The organism is Shewanella sp. FeAMO (genome assembly GCF_053653955.1).
Genome location: NZ_CM132201.1, coordinates 2689073 through 2707721, shown reverse-complemented (window position 1 = coordinate 2707721; position 18649 = coordinate 2689073). Strand labels below are relative to the sequence as shown.

General features: G+C 52.2%; 15 protein-coding genes, 3 tRNA genes and 1 pseudogene. 10 read left to right on the top strand and 9 right to left on the bottom strand.

The features are described 5' to 3' along the window. Nucleotides 1-152 precede the first annotated feature (152 nt). Nucleotides 153-821, top strand: coding sequence for a 7-carboxy-7-deazaguanine synthase QueE (queE, locus tag ACWAU4_RS12115; RefSeq protein WP_025010237.1), 669 nt, complete (start codon nt 153-155; stop codon nt 819-821). Between the two features lie 62 nt (nt 822-883). Here the strand turns inward: queE and ACWAU4_RS12110 are convergent. The 4 genes and pseudogenes from ACWAU4_RS12110 to ACWAU4_RS12095 form a co-directional block, all read right to left on the bottom strand. Beyond that, nucleotides 884-1948 (bottom strand): annotated as a pseudogene (locus ACWAU4_RS12110) (PLP-dependent cysteine synthase family protein). A 181-nt stretch (nt 1949-2129) separates the two neighbouring features. Then, a tRNA-Tyr gene (locus ACWAU4_RS12105) sits at nt 2130-2214 on the bottom strand. A gap of 32 nt (nt 2215-2246) precedes the next feature. Further along, nucleotides 2247-2331: transfer RNA gene (locus ACWAU4_RS12100), tRNA-Tyr, on the bottom strand. Nucleotides 2332-2368: 37 nt separating this feature from the next. After that, a tRNA-Tyr gene (locus tag ACWAU4_RS12095) sits at nt 2369-2453 on the bottom strand. Nucleotides 2454-2578: 125 nt separating this feature from the next. Between ACWAU4_RS12095 and ACWAU4_RS12090 the strand changes: the two genes are divergently transcribed. From ACWAU4_RS12090 to ACWAU4_RS12080, 3 genes are all read left to right on the top strand, one after another. Beyond that, nucleotides 2579-3067: a VC2046/SO_2500 family protein gene (locus ACWAU4_RS12090; protein WP_028781498.1), complete on the top strand. Its 489-nt coding sequence runs from the start codon at nt 2579-2581 to the stop codon at nt 3065-3067. A 70-nt stretch (nt 3068-3137) separates the two neighbouring features. Continuing rightward, the gene (locus ACWAU4_RS12085; RefSeq protein ID WP_028781499.1) at nt 3138-3428 is read left to right on the top strand and encodes a DUF406 family protein; all 291 of its coding nucleotides are present in this window, start codon (nt 3138-3140) and stop codon (nt 3426-3428) included. A 194-nt stretch (nt 3429-3622) separates the two neighbouring features. Beyond that, on the top strand, nt 3623-5797 hold the full coding sequence (locus ACWAU4_RS12080) for a putative bifunctional diguanylate cyclase/phosphodiesterase (RefSeq protein WP_028781500.1): 2175 nt from the start codon (nt 3623-3625) through the stop codon (nt 5795-5797). A gap of 56 nt (nt 5798-5853) precedes the next feature. Here ACWAU4_RS12080 and ACWAU4_RS12075 read toward each other — a convergent pair whose 3' ends face one another. The 3 genes from ACWAU4_RS12075 to ACWAU4_RS12065 all read right to left on the bottom strand — a co-directional run bounded on the left by ACWAU4_RS12075 (nt 5854) and on the right by ACWAU4_RS12065 (nt 7895). Then, entirely contained in the window at nt 5854-6333 is a 480-nt protein-coding gene (locus ACWAU4_RS12075) for a YchJ family protein (protein WP_025010240.1), read from the bottom strand. 143 nt (nt 6334-6476) lie between these two features. Beyond that, a complete protein-coding gene (locus ACWAU4_RS12070; RefSeq protein ID WP_208124781.1) occupies nt 6477-7163 on the bottom strand; it encodes a hypothetical protein in 687 nt (228 codons plus the stop codon). 129 nt (nt 7164-7292) lie between these two features. Further along, complete coding sequence (locus ACWAU4_RS12065) at nt 7293-7895, bottom strand: YybH family protein (RefSeq protein WP_025010242.1); 603 nt, start codon at nt 7893-7895, stop codon at nt 7293-7295. Nucleotides 7896-8010: 115 nt separating this feature from the next. On the opposite strand from ACWAU4_RS12065, the gene smrA reads away from it, so the two are divergent. The 3 genes from smrA (at nt 8011) to ACWAU4_RS12050 (ending at nt 11647) form a co-directional block, all read left to right on the top strand. Continuing rightward, nucleotides 8011-8601, top strand: a complete 591-nt coding sequence (gene smrA / locus ACWAU4_RS12060) for a DNA endonuclease SmrA (protein ID WP_071237432.1) — start codon at nt 8011-8013, stop codon at nt 8599-8601. Nucleotides 8602-8712: 111 nt separating this feature from the next. Then, the gene (locus tag ACWAU4_RS12055; protein WP_025010244.1) at nt 8713-9360 is read left to right on the top strand and encodes a TetR/AcrR family transcriptional regulator; all 648 of its coding nucleotides are present in this window, start codon (nt 8713-8715) and stop codon (nt 9358-9360) included. A gap of 10 nt (nt 9361-9370) precedes the next feature. Then, nucleotides 9371-11647: an acyl-CoA dehydrogenase gene (locus ACWAU4_RS12050; protein WP_107004885.1), complete on the top strand. Its 2277-nt coding sequence runs from the start codon at nt 9371-9373 to the stop codon at nt 11645-11647. A gap of 174 nt (nt 11648-11821) precedes the next feature. On the opposite strand, the gene pyk is transcribed toward ACWAU4_RS12050, so the two are convergent. Then, a complete protein-coding gene (gene pyk / locus ACWAU4_RS12045; protein WP_044734565.1) occupies nt 11822-13261 on the bottom strand; it encodes a pyruvate kinase in 1440 nt (479 codons plus the stop codon). 187 nt (nt 13262-13448) lie between these two features. Continuing rightward, complete coding sequence (locus ACWAU4_RS12040) at nt 13449-14303, bottom strand: MurR/RpiR family transcriptional regulator (RefSeq protein ID WP_028781506.1); 855 nt, start codon at nt 14301-14303, stop codon at nt 13449-13451. Between the two features lie 315 nt (nt 14304-14618). Between ACWAU4_RS12040 and zwf the strand changes: the two genes are divergently transcribed. Genes zwf through edd form a run of 3 tightly spaced genes read left to right on the top strand, consistent with a single transcriptional unit; the run spans nt 14619 to nt 18641 of the window. Next, nucleotides 14619-16091 (top strand): glucose-6-phosphate dehydrogenase, encoded by a 1473-nt coding sequence (gene zwf, locus ACWAU4_RS12035; protein ID WP_025010246.1) that lies wholly within the window; start codon nt 14619-14621, stop codon nt 16089-16091. 9 nt (nt 16092-16100) lie between these two features. Then, complete coding sequence (gene pgl / locus ACWAU4_RS12030) at nt 16101-16805, top strand: 6-phosphogluconolactonase (RefSeq protein WP_044734564.1); 705 nt, start codon at nt 16101-16103, stop codon at nt 16803-16805. A 9-nt stretch (nt 16806-16814) separates the two neighbouring features. Beyond that, the gene (gene edd / locus ACWAU4_RS12025) at nt 16815-18641 is read left to right on the top strand and encodes a phosphogluconate dehydratase (protein WP_208124779.1); all 1827 of its coding nucleotides are present in this window, start codon (nt 16815-16817) and stop codon (nt 18639-18641) included. Nucleotides 18642-18649: the final 8 nt, after the last annotated feature.

The window sequence follows — 18649 nt, the reverse complement described above, 5'->3', positions numbered from 1 at the left end:
GTCTATTCAAAGGGATGACTCAATCGTCACAGTTTACCCTAATTTGGCCGGCTGTCAGCGCCGGCTTGGTAAAAAACGGAAAATTCGCTCATCCTTGCGCTTGGGGCTAAATTCCTCTATAAATGCCGCCCCGGCAAATATGAGGAACCCCGATGTACTACCCCGTCAACGAAGTCTTTGAAACCCTGCAGGGAGAAGGTGTGTTTACCGGCGTTCCGGCTATTTTTGTGCGTTTGCAGGGTTGCCCTGTGGGGTGTCCTTGGTGTGATACCCGCCAGACCTGGGACAAGCTTGAGCATAATCAGGTGAAACCTGCCGATGTGATCCGCACCGATGGCAGTATCGGCCGCTGGGCAGAGCATGATGCCAAGTCTTTACTGGAGGCGTTCAAACAGCAGGGATTCAATGCTAAGCATATAGTGATCACAGGTGGTGAGCCTTGTCTCTATCCGCTCACTGAAATGACAGAAGCATTTAATGCCGCAGGCTTTCGCACTCAAATTGAAACCAGTGGCACCTTTGAGGTGAATTGCAGCGCAGATACCTGGGTCACGGTCTCGCCTAAGGTCGGTATGAAGGGGGGGATGCCGGTACTGCGTCAGGCGCTGGAGCGGGCAAATGAGATTAAGCATCCGGTGGCGACCGAGGCTCATATTGAGGAACTGGATCAACTGCTGCGGGGATTGGATCTCAAAGACAAGGCTATCTGCCTGCAGCCCATCAGTCAGAAGAGCCGGGCGACGGCGCTGGCGATGAAGGTCTGTATCGAACGCAACTGGCGTTTGTCTATTCAGACTCACAAGTATCTGGATATCGATTAATCTGTAGTGGTAATTGACAAAAAGCCGCATTGATGCGGCTTTTTGTTATCTGAAGCGCGTTGTTAGCAGCAGAGTTCACCCGTGGTTTCAAACAGTTTCAGTTTGTTTTGATACTGGCTGATATCCCCTATGTTGGCGGCTATCCACTCGGGGTTGTAATAAGTGTCCAGATAGCGCTCACCGGGGTCGCAGATCAGGGTCACTATTGAGCCCTGGCGGTTGTCGCGTTTCATTTCGGCCGCCAGCATCAGGGCACCATAGAGGTTGGTGCCGGTCGAGGCCCCGGTCTTGCGGCCGATGATCTGTTCCAGCCAATGGATTGTCGCCACAGAGGCGGCATCAGGGATCTTCAACATGAAGTCGACAACCCCCGGGATAAAGGAGGGCTCGACTCTGGGCCGGCCTATACCTTCAATCTTGCTGCCTTGCTAACAGGTGATGGCCGCATCTCTTTGTTGAAAATAGTCATAGAACACTGAGTTATCCGGGTCGACCACACACAGCTTGGTGCAAAGCTGTTGATAGCGGATATAACGGCCAATGGTGGCCGAAGTGCCGCCGGTACCCGGGCTCATCACAATCCACTCGGGAATAGGGAAGGGCTCGCGCTGCATCTGATCGAAAATGGCATTGGCAATATTATTGTTGCCGCGCCAGTCGGTGGCCCGCTCGGCATAGGTGAACTGATCCATATAATGGCCATTCAGCTCCCGCGCCAGCCGCTCAGACTCAGCGTAGATTTCGCTGGAGTGATTGACAAAGTGACAACGGCCGCCATAAAACTCTATCTGCTGTATCTTCTTGCGGGCGGTGGAGGCCGGCATAACCGCAATAAAGGGTAGCCCCAGCAGGCGGGCAAAGTAGGCCTCGGAGACAGCTGTGCTGCCGGATGAGGATTCAATGACAGGAGTATCCTGTTTGATCCAGCCGTTACACAAGGCGTACAGAAACAGTGATCTTGCCAAACGGTGCTTGAGGCTTCCGGTTGGATGGGTGCTTTCGTCTTTAAGATAGATATCCACTCCGGCGACCGCCGGCAGTTCCAGTTTAATCAAATGCGTGTCGGCACTGCGCTGAAAATCGGCTTCGATTTTGGCAATTGCTTCGTTTACCCAGAGATCGGCCATTGTTGTTCTTCTTTCTTATAACAGGATGGTCTTAATCATAACCAAAGGTAATGACAATGGATAGCGAAAACTCAGGCGTATTCAGGCACGGCGACAGGCTAGATGATTGATTGTTAAGGAATTAAACGCAGTGGGCGTAGATAAAAAACTTGGAAGATTGACTAAAGGAATATAAAAGAAATGGTGGAGGGAGAAGGATTCGAACCTTCGAAGGCGGAGCCGTCAGATTTACAGTCTGATCCCTTTGGCCACTCGGGAACCCCTCCACATATTTGGAGCCAGACATTAGAGTGAAAGATGGTGGAGGGAGAAGGATTCGAACCTTCGAAGGCGGAGCCGTCAGATTTACAGTCTGATCCCTTTGGCCACTCGGGAACCCCTCCACGATTTCACTTTCGTGTCTTTTAAATTGTAGGCAAATGGTGGAGGGAGAAGGATTCGAACCTTCGAAGGCGGAGCCGTCAGATTTACAGTCTGATCCCTTTGGCCACTCGGGAACCCCTCCTCAATTGCGGCCGCCATAGTAGTCAGAAACCTTTTTCATGTAAAGCCCGATTTTAAAAAAAGGGCTAAAGTTCGTGGTCATTTGGTCGATTAACTAACAACGAGTTGTTTTGTTGATGTTTTTTTATGCGCACTGATGTTTCCTTAATCAATGAACTGCAATTGGGCGAACGGCTTAATCTGGCTGTTGAGTCCCATCGCCGGGGGGAGTTTGCCCTGCTTTTGGCGTTGCTGTCTCAGGATGTGCGCGATTGGCCCCAGTTTCACCTGCATGACGATGTTGAAAAGGACACTGTCCTGCGGCAGCAATTTGATCTGCCTGCGCCTCAACCTTTGGTTGGGGACTTGAGTCAAGAACCTTCCCCGGTAGACAACAGTTATCATTTTATCAGTGAGGGCGAGCGCAGCTTTCAACTGGCCCAGGCCTTGATGCCCGAACCTTTGGTTATCAGGGGAAAGAGAGATAGCGGAATGCAGGTGGCGTTGGATAACTGCGATTGGCACACAAGGTTGCGCACGGAAGGCGCCCTAAACCAACCCAAGGTGGCGCTAATGGAGTTTGTAGACCAACTGTCTGAGCAACGCAGGTTGGCCGGTCTTTATCAAACTGCGTGAGTCTTGCCTCAGTCCGGGTCTTGTCTATGTCGTATAATGGTGAGTGCCTATCAGCATCGGAGACATATAGATGAAGAGTATTGAACAGGCTCAGGCCGCCAATGTGCAGGACACTTGTGCCGAGTGTGGCAGCTATGTGGATATAGGGACAGTGGTCGAAGAAGGAGACACCTTGCTTTCGTTGACTTTTCAAGGTGAGTCGGCAGTAGCCGATGCCGAGGCGCTAAAGCAATTGGCCGAAGGCCGCTTCGCCGATGTCAAGGCTGAGCTCTGCAACGATGAGCAGGCTGTCACCCTGGCGCTGACTTTTTCCTGTAGTGCCGAGAAAATGATTTTTCAGTTGGAAAACGGCTTGGCATAAGTGACTTAAGTAAATGGTCAAAGGTGGCCAGATCCGAAAGCTTGTGAGGCCGGCCATGGCAGGGTAAATGTAAGAAAGTATGAGTTATCTTGCTGGATATTATGTAAAAGTGTAATCTCGCGCAGAGAAGTGATAACAGGCCCGCGCATTCGGCGCGGGTTTCTTTAAGCCCGAAAGGGAACCTGAGGACATGTGTGAAGCGACGTAGGTATCAGCGATTGCTGGAGTTGTTGACCAACTCGGTTGCCAAGCAGCAGGGCGATTTCGCCAAGACGGCTGAACTGGCTACTGAGCTCTTGTGTCAGTACCTTGATGTGCAACACGCCAGTGTCTGGTCCTGGTCCAGGGATCAACATGTGCAGTTTGAAGTTGCCCGCTTTGGCTCAGGGCGACCTATTCAGACGCCCAGACCGCAACACCTCAGTCAAATACCCGCCTATATAGATCAACTCAAACAAAGACGCCACATTGACGCCAATGACGCGCTAGCAGATTGGCGGATGAGCGAGCTTGCCGAGGTCTACTTTAACGCCAACGGTATTGCCAGTGCCCTGGATATCGCTATCAGGATCAATGGCCACATTGAAGGCGTATTGAGCCTGGAGCGAACTATTGCCGGCGAACTCTGGAGCGATTTGGAAATCCACCTGGCATCGCAAGTCGCTGATCAACTGGCGCTGACTCTGGCGACTTATGATGCCTACCGTAAAGATGAACTACTGACGCTGTTTCAGTCGGCCGCGGAGCAGTCGGCCCAGGTCACCATGCTAATCAATCTGCACACAGAAGCGATTGAATACATCAACAGCGCCCATGAACAGATCACCGGTATCCCGAAAGAAAAAATGCTTGGTGCCAGCCTGAAGCAATTGGCCTTTTTTCATCAGCAACCCAAACAGGCTGAAATGACCCTGGCCAAAGTGCTGCGCGGTGAAGTGGCGACCGGTGAAGTGATGCTCAATCGTGAGCAGGGCCAGGAATACTGGCTAAGATACCATGCCAGTCAATTTATCACTCAGCGCGGTAACCATTATGTCTTGGTCTCCAGCGAAGATTGTACCGAGCAGCATAATTATCAGGCCGAACTTGAGCGCTTGGCCTGGCGTTGCAGCCTGACCGGACTATACAACCGCACCCATTTCAATCGTTTACTCGATAGAACCTATAGCGGGCAGTTGCTGTTGATCGATTTGATTGGTTTTAAACGCTTCAATGATACCTATGGGCATGAACAGGGTGATGCCTTGCTGATTGAAGTGGCCCGCCGTTTGAAACATTTTGCCTCTCTTTATCCCGGCTGCAATATTGCCAGGGTAGGCAGTGATGAGTTTGCCCTCCTGCTCGATGATAACAACGAGCTTGATATCGATGTTTGTTGTCATCGCCTCTATCAACAGTTGTGCAATCCCATCAATATCGGCCGTGAGCAAGTGGATCCCAAGCCGGCACTGGCGGCGGTGGACATTGCCGAAGTCGCCGAATTGGTAGCGCCGCTGACTTGTGCCGATATTGCGCTGCAATACGCCAAGAAGAAGCAGGGTACGGCAATCCAGTTTTTCAACAGCGCGTTGCTCAAGGCGTTCAAAGATGATGCCCAGATAGAAAGAGATCTGCACGCCGCCATTCGGGGCAGACAGTTTGAACTTTATTATCAGCCGCTTAAAGATTTGCAAAGCTGCAGTTACATAGGTGCCGAAGCACTGATCCGTTGGCACCATCCCAAGCGGGGAGTACTGTATCCCGGCGCCTTTATCGATATTGCCGAACAGTCTGGGCTTATCAATGCCATAGGTACCTGGGTGCTGGAGGCCGCCTGTCGCCAGCTTAATTTGTGGCAGCACCACAATATTAATATCGCCATGCATGTGAACGTGTCGGCGCGGCAGTTTTTCGGCAGCAATCTTTATGAGCAGGTGTGGCAACTGCTCAATCGTTACCGCTTGAAGCCAGGTACGCTTATTCTGGAGATCACCGAAACCGAGTTGATGGAAGATATACGCTATGCCACCAATCTATGCCAGGAGTTGGCAGATTTGGGGGTAGGGCTTGCCATTGATGATTTCGGTACGGGCTACAGTTCAATGCGCTATTTGAAACAGTTTCCCATCAGCAAGCTCAAGATAGACAGGTCTTTTATCTCAGATCTCAATATTAGCCGCGAGAGTCGCGAAATCGTCAGCGCGATTATCGCCATGGCCAAGGCGCTGAATATCTCTCTGACAGCAGAAGGAGTTGAAACCGCCGAGCAGGAACGTTTTCTCACATCCTGCATGTGTCATCAGGCCCAAGGGTTCCTGTACAGCCCGGCACTCAGAGAAGCTGAATTCAGCGCTTTCTTGCAGCAGAGTCAACCGCTGTTGCTGCACTGATTAGCCAGCCCAAGCTCACTCTGGCCAACTTGGGGCCGAACTTAAATAACTCCTAGCTAAATCCGTTTCAGACAGCAGTGTTTGAACTTGTGACCGCTGTTGCAAATGCAGGGTTCATTGCGTTTGGGATAGCTGACGGCGAACTGCTTGCCCTCGGTGTAAAACCAGTTGCCGGCCTCAAGTATAAATTTCGATTCTTCAAAAATAGCGTCCAACTGGCCATCGGCCAAATACCAGGCCTTGAAAGTGACTCTGGCCTGGGTTTGCCCCGGAGTCAAAGGTTCCCGCTCGACAATCTGCAGTCCCAGCCACTGAGTCTTTGGCATTTGTGCCAGGATTTGCGTCGTGAGTCCCTGTCGATAGTCCTGGTGATGGGTATCGATAAGATAGTCAAACTCCTGTTTGACAAAGGCGGCATAGCGGGAGCGCATCAACTGCTCTGGAGTAGCAGCTGTGTGCTGCTTAGTGTGCAGCGGCTGACAGCATTCGCAGTAGGGGAGCTTGGAGTGGCAAGGGCAAAGGGTATTGGTTGGCATCGGGATTTTCTGTTTCAATCTCTGTTTCAATCGTGAATGGTAAAAAGGCGCCGGCATCCCGGCTTGAGTTTCGCTCATAATAGCGCTTTGACGGCAGCCTTGCATTGAAAAGCGGCTATATTGCTAGGCCTTGGAAGCTTTGGTTAGTGGATGATGAAAATCATTACCAGATTGAGCATCAAAACACTGAACGCAAGCCCTATGGCAAAATGGATAAGGCGTCCTTTGGCAGGTAAAGCTTCTATCAGCTGCAGCGGGTAGTCAAAGAAAATGGCCAGATAAAGCAGGCTTCGTAAGGGATAGGCCGTACCCGAGAGCCGGTACTCCCGGCCGTTTTTCAGCTTAACTGTCACGGCGTGAGCTCGTTTGCGCTCAAGCTGATGATTGTCATGATAGCCCACCCAGTGGAACACCAGACTCGCAATATCCTCTTTGGCGACAGCGGTCGTTGCTCCCGTGAGATATTGAGGCAGGAGAATACAGGTTTGGTTTATCCTTATCTGCCGCTCGTCTTTGGCACTGCTTTTCACGCCTAACTGAGTCAGTATCCGGCCTTTGCGTACCTGGATATATATCAAAAACCAGATGACGCTACAGGCAGGGAGCAACAGCAACTGAACCTTTCCCATAAAAGGTGCCAGCAGTGTGGCCAGCACAATAACGGGAACTAGGCTCAAAAGCAGCGGCAGCTCTTTTCTCCAGGGCAAAGTAAAAAAGCTCAAAGAGATGGGCAAAGTGATTTCGCTCACCAAATCCAGGTTAGTGTATTTGCCGGTAAAGGTGCGATCGAACCATTTGCAATCGTTCAATAAGGCTTTGGATGGCGTCATCTGACTCATAATTCCTTTTATTTGTCGTGAACTTCAGCAAGAGAAGTGAACAAGGTAATCCGTCATTGTAATTGCAGCAAAAACGATAGCGCTCTTATATCCGTAGGGCACACTCTCAAGTACTGTCAACTACTTGGCATGAACGATTTCAATTTCAACACTGGGTGGGAGATCGCTGGCAGGGGGCACGGGGGCAAACTGCTCGCCATAATACAGGTTAGGTTGGGGTTTGGCGTTGAAATAATGCTCAGGCTCGGCGCGGTTGCTGGTATCAACATCCACTAACCAGTTACCTTTTTTATCTTTGTGGCTGACGATAACGATTTTACCGGCAAACTCGCTCATGGGTTCTTCAGTGTCTTTCGGCGGGTGAAAACGCACCAGATAATAGCCTATGTCAGTGGCGCTCTTGCCATGTGCCTGACGCTGAACAACCCTAAAATCCACATCTATTCTGGCTTGTTTATGGCGAATGCGGTCAAAGAACTTTTGATACAGTTTGAGTACGTTTTCACGCCCCTGAACTATGGCAAGGCTTTGCTGTTCAGGAATATAAGTGGCATCCTCGGCGTATATATCCTCCAAAGGAGCTGAGTCGAGTTCATTAAATGCCCGGTTGAACATGACATAGACACGATTAAGGGCTGCTTGGTCTTTATCCTGCAATTCGGCGGCCTTGAGGGGCTGAAGCACAGAAATCAGGCAAAAGAACAATAAGGTCAGGAATTTCATTAAAATCATCTAAGCAGGCTCATCTGACCTCACTATAATAGAAGCCCCTTGGTAACAGAAGATTGATTTCTTTACAAAGTGTGTAAACCTCGTCATAAGTTGGAGGAGTCGCATCATGAAAGCAGATGATCTGACACTTTTTATGCAAGAAATGGCCGATGTGGTGCCGCTCAAGCAACAAACCCAGGCCCAGACCAGAGCGAAACCTCTTTCCAGCGAGTCAAAACAGGCACGCAAAGCCGCCGCCGAGGCCCATGAGTACCTGCAGCGCCTGACCTTGGATTTAGCGCTGATCCCCAGAGTGAAACCCGATGATATGCTCAGCTACAAGCAGCAGGGGATCCAGGAGGCGGTATTCAAGAATTTACGTCTCGGCAAATACAAGATAGCCGCCGAGCTGGATATTCATGCCATGTCGGTGCGCCAGGCCAGAGATTATCTGCTCGGTTTCATTCAAGCTCAGGTGGCTTTGGGCCACCGCTGCGTGCTGGTGATCCATGGCAAAGGGCAGAATCGTAAGCCGTTTCCTGGGCTTATCAAAACCTGTGTCAACTTCTGGTTGTCGCAGATGGATGAAGTGCAAGCGTTTCACAGCGCTCAGCGCGAACACGGCGGCTATGGGGCCCTCTATGTGATGTTGCCTAAATCAGAAGCCAAACGGCTTGAATCCCGCGAGACCAACCACAAAGGAGCAGGCTTTCGCTGAGCTGTCTTTAACGGCGGTTTGCAGGCCTTGCAAGAGGCCGAGATTTAGTTTGACATAAGTGTAACCAATGTTTAATTTAAACGAGTGTTTTAAATTAACTAAGGTCACGGAATGGCAAGTCGATCTGATACCAAGACAAGAATTCTCGATGCCGCGGAGAAGCTGTTTGCCGAGCGGGGATTTTCAGAAACCTCCCTCAGGCTTATCACCAGCAAAGCAGAAGTGAATCTTGCATCTGTAAACTACCATTTTGGTTCCAAAAAAGAGCTCATTCGGGCGGTTTTGGCACGTTACCTGGACGTGTTTATGCCGTCGGCGTCCAACGCCATCAATGAGCTTATCGGCCGGGATAAACAAGCTTCTTTGGATGCCATTTTTTCCTCCCTGGTGGGACCGCTGCTTGAACTCAACAAAGTCCGCAACGAAGGAACCAGTATCTTCCTGCAACTGCTCGGTCGCGGTTACATCGAAAGCCAGGGGCACTTGCGCTGGTTTATTACCACCCACTATGGTGAGCATCTGGATCAGTTTGTTCAGGCTGTGTCCGGCAGTGCACCTCACATTCCGCCGGCAGAGATGTTCTGGCGCTTGCACTTTACCCTGGGAACCATAGTTTTCACCATGGCCTCGGCCGATGCGCTCAATGAGATAGCCGAAGCCGACTTTGGTGAACATAATGATATAGAGGCGGTCATCCGCAAGGTGATCCCCTACATGGCCGCCGGTGTGGCTGTGCCGCTGGTTTCTCAAGCAGAATAAAGGTCTGGTTATGAGTATTATCCTTCTAATAATTGTTGCCCTGATAGCGCTGTTCTTCGTGCGCAATATACGCCTGCAGTTCGTGACCCGGCCTGTATTGGCCTTCTTTCGTAAGGTGTTGCCGCCGCTTTCTGATACAGAGCGTGAAGCGATGGAGGCCGGTGATGTCTGGTGGGAAGCCGAACTGTTTCGTGGTAAACCCAACTGGGAAAGCCTGCACGCCTATGGCAAGCCGGCACTGAGCGCCGAAGAGAAAGACTTTATCGACCATCAGGTGATGACGGCGCTAAAAATGATTGATGACTATGACATAGTCAACAACCGCAAGGACTTACCGCCTGAGCTGTGGGAGTACTTCAAGAAAGAAGGCTTCTTTGCGCTGATCATCCCCAAAAAATACGGTGGCCGTGAGTTTTCTGCCTATGCCAACTCCACCATAGTCAGTAAGTTGGCGAGCCGCAGTGTCAGCGCCGCCGTGACTGTGATGGTACCCAACTCACTCGGTCCGGGTGAGCTGCTGACTCACTATGGTACCAAGGAGCAGAAAGAGCATTGGTTGCCGGCCTTGGCCAAAGGGGAAGAGATTCCTTGCTTTGCCCTGACCGGCCCCGAAGCCGGCTCAGATGCCGGTGCCATTCCCGATGAAGGGATAGTCTGCCGCGGTGAGTTCCAGGGCGAGGAAACTCTGGGGCTGAAGCTGAGCTGGAACAAGCGTTACATCACGCTGGCACCTGTGGCCACTGTGCTGGGGCTGGCATTTCAGATGCGTGACCCAGACGGGCTGTTGGGGGACAAGGTTAACTTGGGGATCACCTGCGCCCTGATCCCAACCGATCATCCCGGCGTGAAAATTGGCCGCCGTCACAATCCGCTCAATATGGCCTTTATGAATGGTACCACTCAAGGGGAAGAGGTGTTTATTCCGCTGGATTGGATCATAGGTGGCCCGCAATACGCCGGCCGCGGCTGGCGTATGCTGGTGGAGTGCCTCTCTGCCGGGCGTGGTATTTCACTGCCGGCGCTGGCGACGGCGTCAGGGCATATGGCGACCAAGACGACAACCGCCTACAGCTACGTGCGTAAACAGTTCGGCATGGCTATAGGCCAGTTTGAAGGGGTTCAGGAAGCGCTGGCAAGGATCATCGCCAACACCTATCAGCTGGAAGCGGCCCGTCGTCTGACAACCACAGGCATAGATCTCAAGGTTAAACCATCTGTGGTTACCGCGATTGCAAAATATCACATGACAGAGCTTGGCCGTCAGGTGATGAACGATGCCATGGATATTCAGTCCGGCAAGGGTATTCAGATGGGGCCAAAAAACTATCTGGCTCATGGCTATATGGCCAACCCTATCTCCATCACAGTGGAAGGGGCCAACATCCTGACCCGTAGTTTGATGATCTTCGGTCAGGGCGCGACCCGCTGTCATCCTTATGTGCTGGCCGAGATGGAAGCTGCCGGCATGGAAGACAACAGTGAAGCGCTGGAGCGTTTCGACTCCTTGCTGATGGGCCACATAGGTTATGCGCTGCGTAATGCCTTTGGCTCTTTGGGCAACGCCCTCAGCCGTAGCTATTTTGAGCGCTCACCCGTGAGTGGCGATACCCGCGACTATTACAAGCAGATGGCCCGTCTGTCCAAGGCGCTGGCGCTGGTGACTGACTTGTCGATGCTTATCTTGGGCGGCGATCTCAAGCGCAAGGAGATGATTTCGGCCAGACTCGGTGATGTGCTCAGTCAGCTGTATCTGGGCTCGGCCACATTGAAACTGTTTGAAGACAATGGCCGCCAGTTTGACGATCTGCCGATAGTCAAACATGTGATGGATACCCGATTGCAACTGGCTGCCAAGGCGCTTGAGCAGGCGATAGCCAACTTCCCCAATCGTCCGGTTGCCTGGGTCATGCGTGTGCTGGTATTCCCACTGGGGAACCACTTCAACGGCCCGAAAGACAGTCAGTCCATTGAGCTGGTCAAGAGCATGCTTAAACCGGGTCCGGCCCGTGACAGGCTGACCTTCCTCTGTCCTGAGTTTGACGGCGACACCAGTGGTATTGCCGAGGTGGAAGCGGCATTCAAGGCTCAATATCAGTGCCGTGAACTGCACGGCAAACTGAGAAAGGCACAAAAAGATGGCCGTTTGCCTGCCAAACTGGCGCCTTTATCTCTGTATCAGGCGGCATTGGACGCTGAGGTTATCAGTAAAGCCGAGTATGAGCAGTTGCTTGAGGCCGATAAGCTGCGGTTAGCGGCAATCAATGTCGATGACTTTGAAACTCTGTAATTGAGATTGATTGGTATGTGAATTTCAGTTTGGTAAGCCTGTCCCGGGCGGGCTTAGCTCTGATGTAAACAAAATCACCAAGCCTGAAACAGAACAAAAGCAGTAGAAATAAAAAAGGTACGCCTCGGCGTACCTTTTCTGTTTTGTTATCAGCTTAGCGCTATTGGCAAGCCATTAGGCTACGATCAACACCTTGCAGGTATTGGTGCCACCTACGGTTTCCATGGCATCACCCTTGGTCATGAGCACCATGTCACCACTCTCCAAGTATCCCTTGGCTTTGAGGCTTTCAAGGGCTTTTTTCGCCAGCTCATCGGCGGCATAAACGGTGGAGTCAAACTCAACCGGATAGACACCCCGATAGAGCGCCATCTTGGCCAAAGTAGGCTGATGACGGGCGAGGGCGAAGATAGGCAGCGCCGAGCTTATCCGTGACATCAACTTGGGCGTTGCACCGGATTCGGTCAGGGCGATAATCGCCTTCACACCCTGCATATGGTTGGCGGCATACATGGTAGACAGTGCTATGGTTTCTTCTATGGAGCTGAAGCTTTCATCCAGACGGTGCTTGGATACCCGCACACTGGGATGTGCTTCGGCGCCGAGACAAACCCTGGCCATGGCCTGAACCGTTTCTTCCGGATAATCCCCGGCAGCGGTCTCGGCAGAGAGCATCACTGCGTCTGTACCATCGAGTACGGCGTTGGCTACGTCCATGACTTCTGCGCGGGTAGGCATAGGACTGCTGATCATAGACTCCATCATCTGGGTCGCGGTGATCACCACCTTGTTGAGCTGACGCGAGCGGCTGATCAGTTTTTTCTGCACGGCAACCAGAGCCGGATCGCCGATTTCTACCCCCAGGTCACCGCGGGCAACCATGACGGCATCGGAGGCGAGGATCACATCGTCCATCGCTTCATCGGAAGCCACGGCTTCGGCGCGCTCTACCTTGGATACTATCAGGGCATTGCTGCCGGCCTTTTGCGCCAGTTCGCGGGCATAGTTAAGATCGGCGCCGCAGCGAGGGAAGGATACCGCCAGGTAATCGACCTGAATTTGTGCCGCAGTGACAATGTCCTGCTTGTCTTTATCTGTCAGCGCCGCGGCAGACAGACCACCGCCTTTCTTGTTGATCCCCTTGTTGTTGGACAGGGGACCGGCAACTGTCACGCTGGTATGTACCTTACGGCCTTCTACCTTTTCGACTTTCAGTTGTACCCGGCCATCGTCCAGCATCAGGATATCACCGACAACCACATCGTCCGGCAGTTCCTTGTAATCGATACCCACCTGGGTTTCATCGCCTTCGCCTTTACCCAGCTCGGCATCCAGAATGAATGGCTGGCCGAGATTGAGTTGGACTTTCTTATTGTCCTTGAAGGTGGAAACACGGATTTTCGGACCCTGAAGATCGCCGAGGATGGCAACGTGTACACCAAGCTCTTTCGCAATACTGCGAGCCTGGCTGGCGCGTTTTAGGTGATCTTCGGGGGAACCGTGGGAGAAGTTGAGGCGAACAACGTTGGCACCTGCTGCTATGATACGACGCAGGTTATCATCACGATCTGTGGCTGGGCCCAGCGTGGTAACGATCTTGGTTCTGCGGAACATAATATACTCCGTTTAAGTTTTAAAAAAATCTTACGCTATATTAACAGACATCGGCTCAATATGTAGGAAACTTACAGACAAAATGATCTAACTCAAAGTTTTATTTTTGTGAGTTACGGCTAATTTTAGGCGGGGCATGGGCAGTTGCCAATTTTGGTAACTGCCCTGGAGCTTACGGGAAAGGGGATTACAGCGGCTCGCTCTTATCGATGCGGGATTCTTTCAATACCTCTTTGACCCGCTTGAGACTTTCCCTGAAGCGTGGACCCCGGCGTAGCGTAAATCCGGTCGCCAGCACATCAATAATCACCAACTGAGCCAAACGTGACGCCATAGGCAGGTACATATCAGTGTCCTCTGGCACTTCCATGGTAACCGGCAGGGTACATTCCTGCGACAGCGGCGAGTGGCGCGCTGTTATCCCAATCACGGCAGCGCCGTTTTCTCTGGCCAATCTTGCTATATCGATCAAAGACTTGGTGCGGCCTGTGTGGGAAATCAGCACCACTACATCGCCTTCATCACTATTGATACAGCTCATGCGTTGCATCAACACATCATCGAAACATAAAACCGGTACATTAAAGCGGAAGAACTTGTTCTGGGCATCGTGTGCTACTGAGGCTGAGGCGCCAAGACCGAAGAAAGAGATCTTTTTCGCTTGAGTCAGTATGTCTACCGCCTTGTTGATGGCCGTGGTATCTATGCTCTGGCGTGCTGTATCCAGAGAAGCCATGGAAGATTCGAAGATCTTGGTGGTGTAAGACTCGGGTGTATCATCTTCCTCAACGTGACGACTGACGTAAGGGGTACCATTCGCGAGACTTTGGGCCAGATGTAATTTAAAATCCGGGAAACCTTTGGTATCCAAACGACGACAGAAGCGGTTGACTGTAGGCTCGCTGACATCCGCCATCTTGGCCAGAGTTGCTATGCTTGAGTGAATAGCTGTCTGGGGCGATGCCAGGATAACTTCGGCTACTTTGCGTTCTGACTTGCTGAAATGGGGGAGGTTTTTTTGAACCTTTTCTAGGGTATTCATACGCGTACGTCCGCTGGGTTGAAATTATGTAATTTTATTATTTCTTTGAGGCATGAGCACTACAAAGTAGGGTGCAAACCAATCTTGACGTAAGTCCTGTATATACCGGAATGAAAACAGGCTAACTTCAGAGATAAGAAGGTTTTAAGCAAGAAAAGCATACCAGATTATTGCCAAACCTGCCTAGACTGGCCTCATGGCTTTATTTGCAAATTATAGATGCATTTAATAAATACTGTTGTTATATTACAACAAAAGTGTGGAATTCTTCATCGCATAGCGGAACCACCACCGACAAAAGGAGAGCATTAAGCAATGGGCAAAACAACATCAGAGGCCAAAGCTTGTGATTTTGTACTCTTTGGTACCAAGGGCGACTTGGCAAGGCGCAAATTGTTGCCTTCGCTCTACCAGCTGGATAAGGCTGGTCTGCTCAATCGGGACACTAAGGTCATAGGTGTTGCCAAAGACGAATTCTCTGCCGAAGATTTTCGCGAACTGGTTAAAACAGCCCTGAGCACCTTTGTTAAAGAACCCCTGTGCGACACCACGCTTTCCCGCTTCCTCGAACGTTGCCATTATGTCGGCACCAATTTTACCGAATCTGAAGGATACAAAGCCTTCCACCAACTGCTCGAGCCTGCCAAGCGGGTGATGGTCAACTATTTTGCGACGCCTCCAGCCATCTTCGGTGATATCTGCCGTTGCCTGCATGAACAACAACTGATCCATCCCGATACCCGAGTGGTGCTGGAAAAGCCCATAGGCTCAGATCTGCAGTCATCAAGAGTGATCAATGACCAGGTTTCTGCCTACTTCAGTGAGAGTCAGGTCTATCGTATCGACCATTATCTGGGTAAAGAAACAGTACAGAACCTGATTGCTTTGCGTTTTGCCAATTCACTGTTTGCCTCCAAGTGGGATAACCGCACCATAGATCATGTACAGATCACAGTGGCCGAAGAGGTGGGCATTGAAGGGCGCTGGGGCTATTTCGACAAAGCCGGCCAGATGCGAGACATGATCCAGAACCACCTGTTGCAGGTGTTGACCTTGATTGCCATGGACCCCCCTGTGAACCTGGATGCCGATAGCATTCGCGATGAGAAAGTGAAGGTGCTCAAGTCGCTGCGTCCCATCAATCAGGACAATGTATTTGAAAACACTGTGCGCGGCCAGTATTCGGCCGGATTCCTCAAAGGATCGCCGGTTCCCGGTTACCTGGAGGAAGAGGGCGCCAACGTGGATTCCAACACAGAGACCTTTGTCGCCTTGCGCGTCGATATCGACAACTGGCGCTGGGCCGGGGTGCCTTTCTATCTGCGCAGCGGTAAACGTATGCCGTTCAAGAGTTCTGAAATTGTCATCTATTTCAAGAATCCACCCCATAACCTGTATCGTTCAAGCCATCGTAATCTGCCGCCCAATAAGCTGACCATTCGTCTGCAACCGCATGAGGGGGTCGAGATCCAGATGATGAACAAGGTGCCCGGGCTTGAGCAGAAACAGCGATTGCAAACCACCAAGCTGGATTTGAGCTTCTCCGACACCTTCAAGAACGAACGTATCGCCGATGCTTATGAACGTTTGTTGCTCGAAGCTATGCTGGGTAATCAGGCATTGTTTGTGCGCCGCGACGAAGTGGAGCAGGCTTGGACCTGGGTCGATGGCATTATTCAATCCTGGGAGATGAGCAACGAAAAGCCCAAGCCTTATCCTGCCGGCACCTGGGGGCCTGTGGCCTCAGTGGCCTTGATCACCAAAGACGGCCGCTCCTGGGATGAATAAGGAGACAGCATGATTAAAGAAACCGTATTCAAATCGTTCGATAACCCAACTGCGTTGGAAGCTCAGTTGGCCGAGCGTATTGCCGGCGCGCTGCAAAACGCGATAGATAGCCGCGGCAAGGCTAGCCTGGTGGTTTCCGGTGGTTCGACGCCACTGAAACTGTTTGCCGAGCTCAGCCACAAGATGATCGACTGGAGTGATGTTTACATTACGCTCGCCGACGAGCGCTGGGTGGATGCCGAAGACAAGGACTCCAACGAGCGGCTGGTGCGCGAGCATCTACTGCAAAATCGCGCCGCCAGCGCCAAGTTTCGTGGCCTGAAGAATATGTTTGCCAGCCCGGAAGCGGGTTTGAGTATGGCCACAGAGCAGTTGGCCAACTTCCCGCGGCCTTTTGATGTGGTGGTGCTGGGAATGGGCAATGATGGTCATACCTGCTCCTGGTTTCCCTGCGCCCCCGAAGCGCAACTGACCGAGGCGCTGGAAACCGATGCACTGCTGTGCGCCGTGCATCCGGGCAATGCGCCTCACGCTAGGATCAGCCTGAGCCGTAAAGCCGTGCTCGGCAGCCGCCAGATCTATCTGCATCTGGTCGGTGAAACCAAACTTTCCGTATATCACCAAGCTCTCGAGAGTGACGATCCCAGGGAAATGCCGATCCGCGCCGTGTTGGCGCAGCGCAAGACCCCGGTCGATGTGTTCTGGAGCGCTTAAGGAGGCAAGATGCACCCAAGAGTTCAAGCCGTAACAGACAGGATTATTGCCCGCAGCCAAGAGCACAGGGGCAAGTACCTGGCGGCATTGGCCGAAGCCAGGGCCAAGGGCGTGCACCGCAGCAGCTTGAGCTGCGGCAATCTGGCCCATGGGTTTGCCGCTTGTCAGCCGGCCGATAAAGACAGCCTGCGCCAGCTGACCAAGGCCAACATAGGCATAGTAACAGCATTCAATGACATGCTTTCGGCGCACCAACCCTATGAACACTATCCTGAATTGCTGAAACAGGCCTGCAATGAAGTGGGCAGCGTTGCTCAGGTGGCAGGCGGTGTACCGGCCATGTGTGACGGTGTTACCCAGGGCCAACCCGGAATGGAGCTCAGCCTGCTGAGCCGTGAAGTGATTGCCATGGCTACCGCTGTTGGCCTGTCCCACAATATGTTTGATGGTGCCTTGCTGCTGGGTATTTGTGACAAGATAGTCCCTGGGCTACTGATTGGCGCCCTGAGCTTTGGTCATCTGCCCATGTTGTTTGTGCCGGCGGGACCGATGAAGTCCGGGATCCCCAACAAGGAAAAAGCCCGTATTCGCCAACAGTTTGCTGAAGGCAAGGTCGATAGAGCCGCCTTGCTCGAAGCCGAGTCCAAGTCCTATCACAGCGCAGGAACCTGTACCTTCTACGGTACGGCCAACAGCAACCAGTTGATGCTGGAAGTCATGGGGCTGCAGTTACCCGGCTCCTCATTTGTTAATCCGGACGACCCTTTGCGTGAGGCGCTCAATAAAGCGGCCGCCAAACAGGTGTGCCGTCTGACCGAACTTGGCAGCCAATATAGCCCCATAGGCGAGCTGGTTTGTGAAAAGTCGATAGTCAACGGCATAGTGGCTCTGCTGGCCACCGGCGGTTCGACCAATCTCACCATGCACATAGTGGCGGCGGCCCGTGCGGCCGGCATCATAGTCAACTGGGACGATTTCTCCGAACTGTCGGATGTAGTGCCGCTGGTGGCCAGGGTTTATCCCAACGGCCATGCCGACATCAACCATTTTCATGCTGCCGGTGGGATGGCTTATCTGGTGCGGCAGTTGCTGGATGCCGGTTTACTGCATCAAGACGTCAACACAGTGGCCGGCTTTGGTCTTGAGCGTTACACCAAGGAGCCCAAGTTGCTCAATGGCGAGCTCAGCTGGGTGGATGGCCCGACCGAAAGTCTGGACAGCGAAGTGCTGACTTCAGTGGTCGAGCCGTTTCAGAGCAACGGCGGTCTTAAGCTGCTCAAGGGCAATCTGGGCCGGGCGGTTATCAAGGTTTCTGCGGTGCAGGAGCAACACAGAGTGGTGGAAGCACCTGCTGTGGTTATCGACGATCAGAACCAACTCAATGAGCTCTTTACCAGTGGTCAACTGGATAAGGACTGCGTGGTGGTGGTCAAGGGGCAAGGCCCCAAGGCCAACGGCATGCCTGAGCTGCATAAGCTGACGCCTATTCTCGGGACTTTGCAGGACAGGGGCTTTAAAGTTGCCCTGGTGACCGATGGCCGTATGTCAGGAGCCTCAGGCAAGGTGCCGGCGGCCATTCACCTGACGCCGGAAGCGCTCGATGGCGGTATGATAGCCAAGGTGCACAGCGGTGATTTGGTGCGGGTCGATGCCGAAAAGGGCGAACTCAGTCTGCTGGTCGATGAGCAGCAACTGGCCGCAAGAAGTGCCGATAAAGTGGAATTGAGAAGTGTGCGTTACGGCATGGGCCGTGAGCTGTTCAGTGCGCTGCGCGCCAATCTCAGCAGCCCTGAAACCGGTGCTCGCAGTACCAGTGCCATAGATGACTATTACTAATCATTAAG

Excerpts from the sequence above, each read along its gene's own strand:
- ACWAU4_RS12040 (WP_028781506.1), bottom strand. The coding sequence starts at position 14,303 with ATGAATACCCTAGAAAAGGTTCAAAAAAACCTCCCCCATTTCAGCAAG.
- ACWAU4_RS12085 (WP_028781499.1), top strand. The coding sequence starts at position 3,138 with ATGAAGAGTATTGAACAGGCTCAGGCCGCCAATGTGCAGGACACTTGT.
- ACWAU4_RS12090 (WP_028781498.1), top strand. The coding sequence starts at position 2,579 with ATGCGCACTGATGTTTCCTTAATCAATGAACTGCAATTGGGCGAACGG.
- ACWAU4_RS12065 (WP_025010242.1), bottom strand. The coding sequence starts at position 7,895 with ATGAAATTCCTGACCTTATTGTTCTTTTGCCTGATTTCTGTGCTTCAG.
- queE (WP_025010237.1), top strand. The coding sequence starts at position 153 with ATGTACTACCCCGTCAACGAAGTCTTTGAAACCCTGCAGGGAGAAGGT.
- edd (WP_208124779.1), top strand. The coding sequence starts at position 16,815 with ATGCACCCAAGAGTTCAAGCCGTAACAGACAGGATTATTGCCCGCAGC.
- smrA (WP_071237432.1), top strand. The coding sequence starts at position 8,011 with ATGAAAGCAGATGATCTGACACTTTTTATGCAAGAAATGGCCGATGTG.
- pgl (WP_044734564.1), top strand. The coding sequence starts at position 16,101 with ATGATTAAAGAAACCGTATTCAAATCGTTCGATAACCCAACTGCGTTG.
- pyk (WP_044734565.1), bottom strand. The coding sequence starts at position 13,261 with ATGTTCCGCAGAACCAAGATCGTTACCACGCTGGGCCCAGCCACAGAT.
- ACWAU4_RS12070 (WP_208124781.1), bottom strand. The coding sequence starts at position 7,163 with ATGACGCCATCCAAAGCCTTATTGAACGATTGCAAATGGTTCGATCGC.
- zwf (WP_025010246.1), top strand. The coding sequence starts at position 14,619 with ATGGGCAAAACAACATCAGAGGCCAAAGCTTGTGATTTTGTACTCTTT.
- ACWAU4_RS12075 (WP_025010240.1), bottom strand. The coding sequence starts at position 6,333 with ATGCCAACCAATACCCTTTGCCCTTGCCACTCCAAGCTCCCCTACTGC.
- ACWAU4_RS12055 (WP_025010244.1), top strand. The coding sequence starts at position 8,713 with ATGGCAAGTCGATCTGATACCAAGACAAGAATTCTCGATGCCGCGGAG.
- ACWAU4_RS12050 (WP_107004885.1), top strand. The coding sequence starts at position 9,371 with ATGAGTATTATCCTTCTAATAATTGTTGCCCTGATAGCGCTGTTCTTC.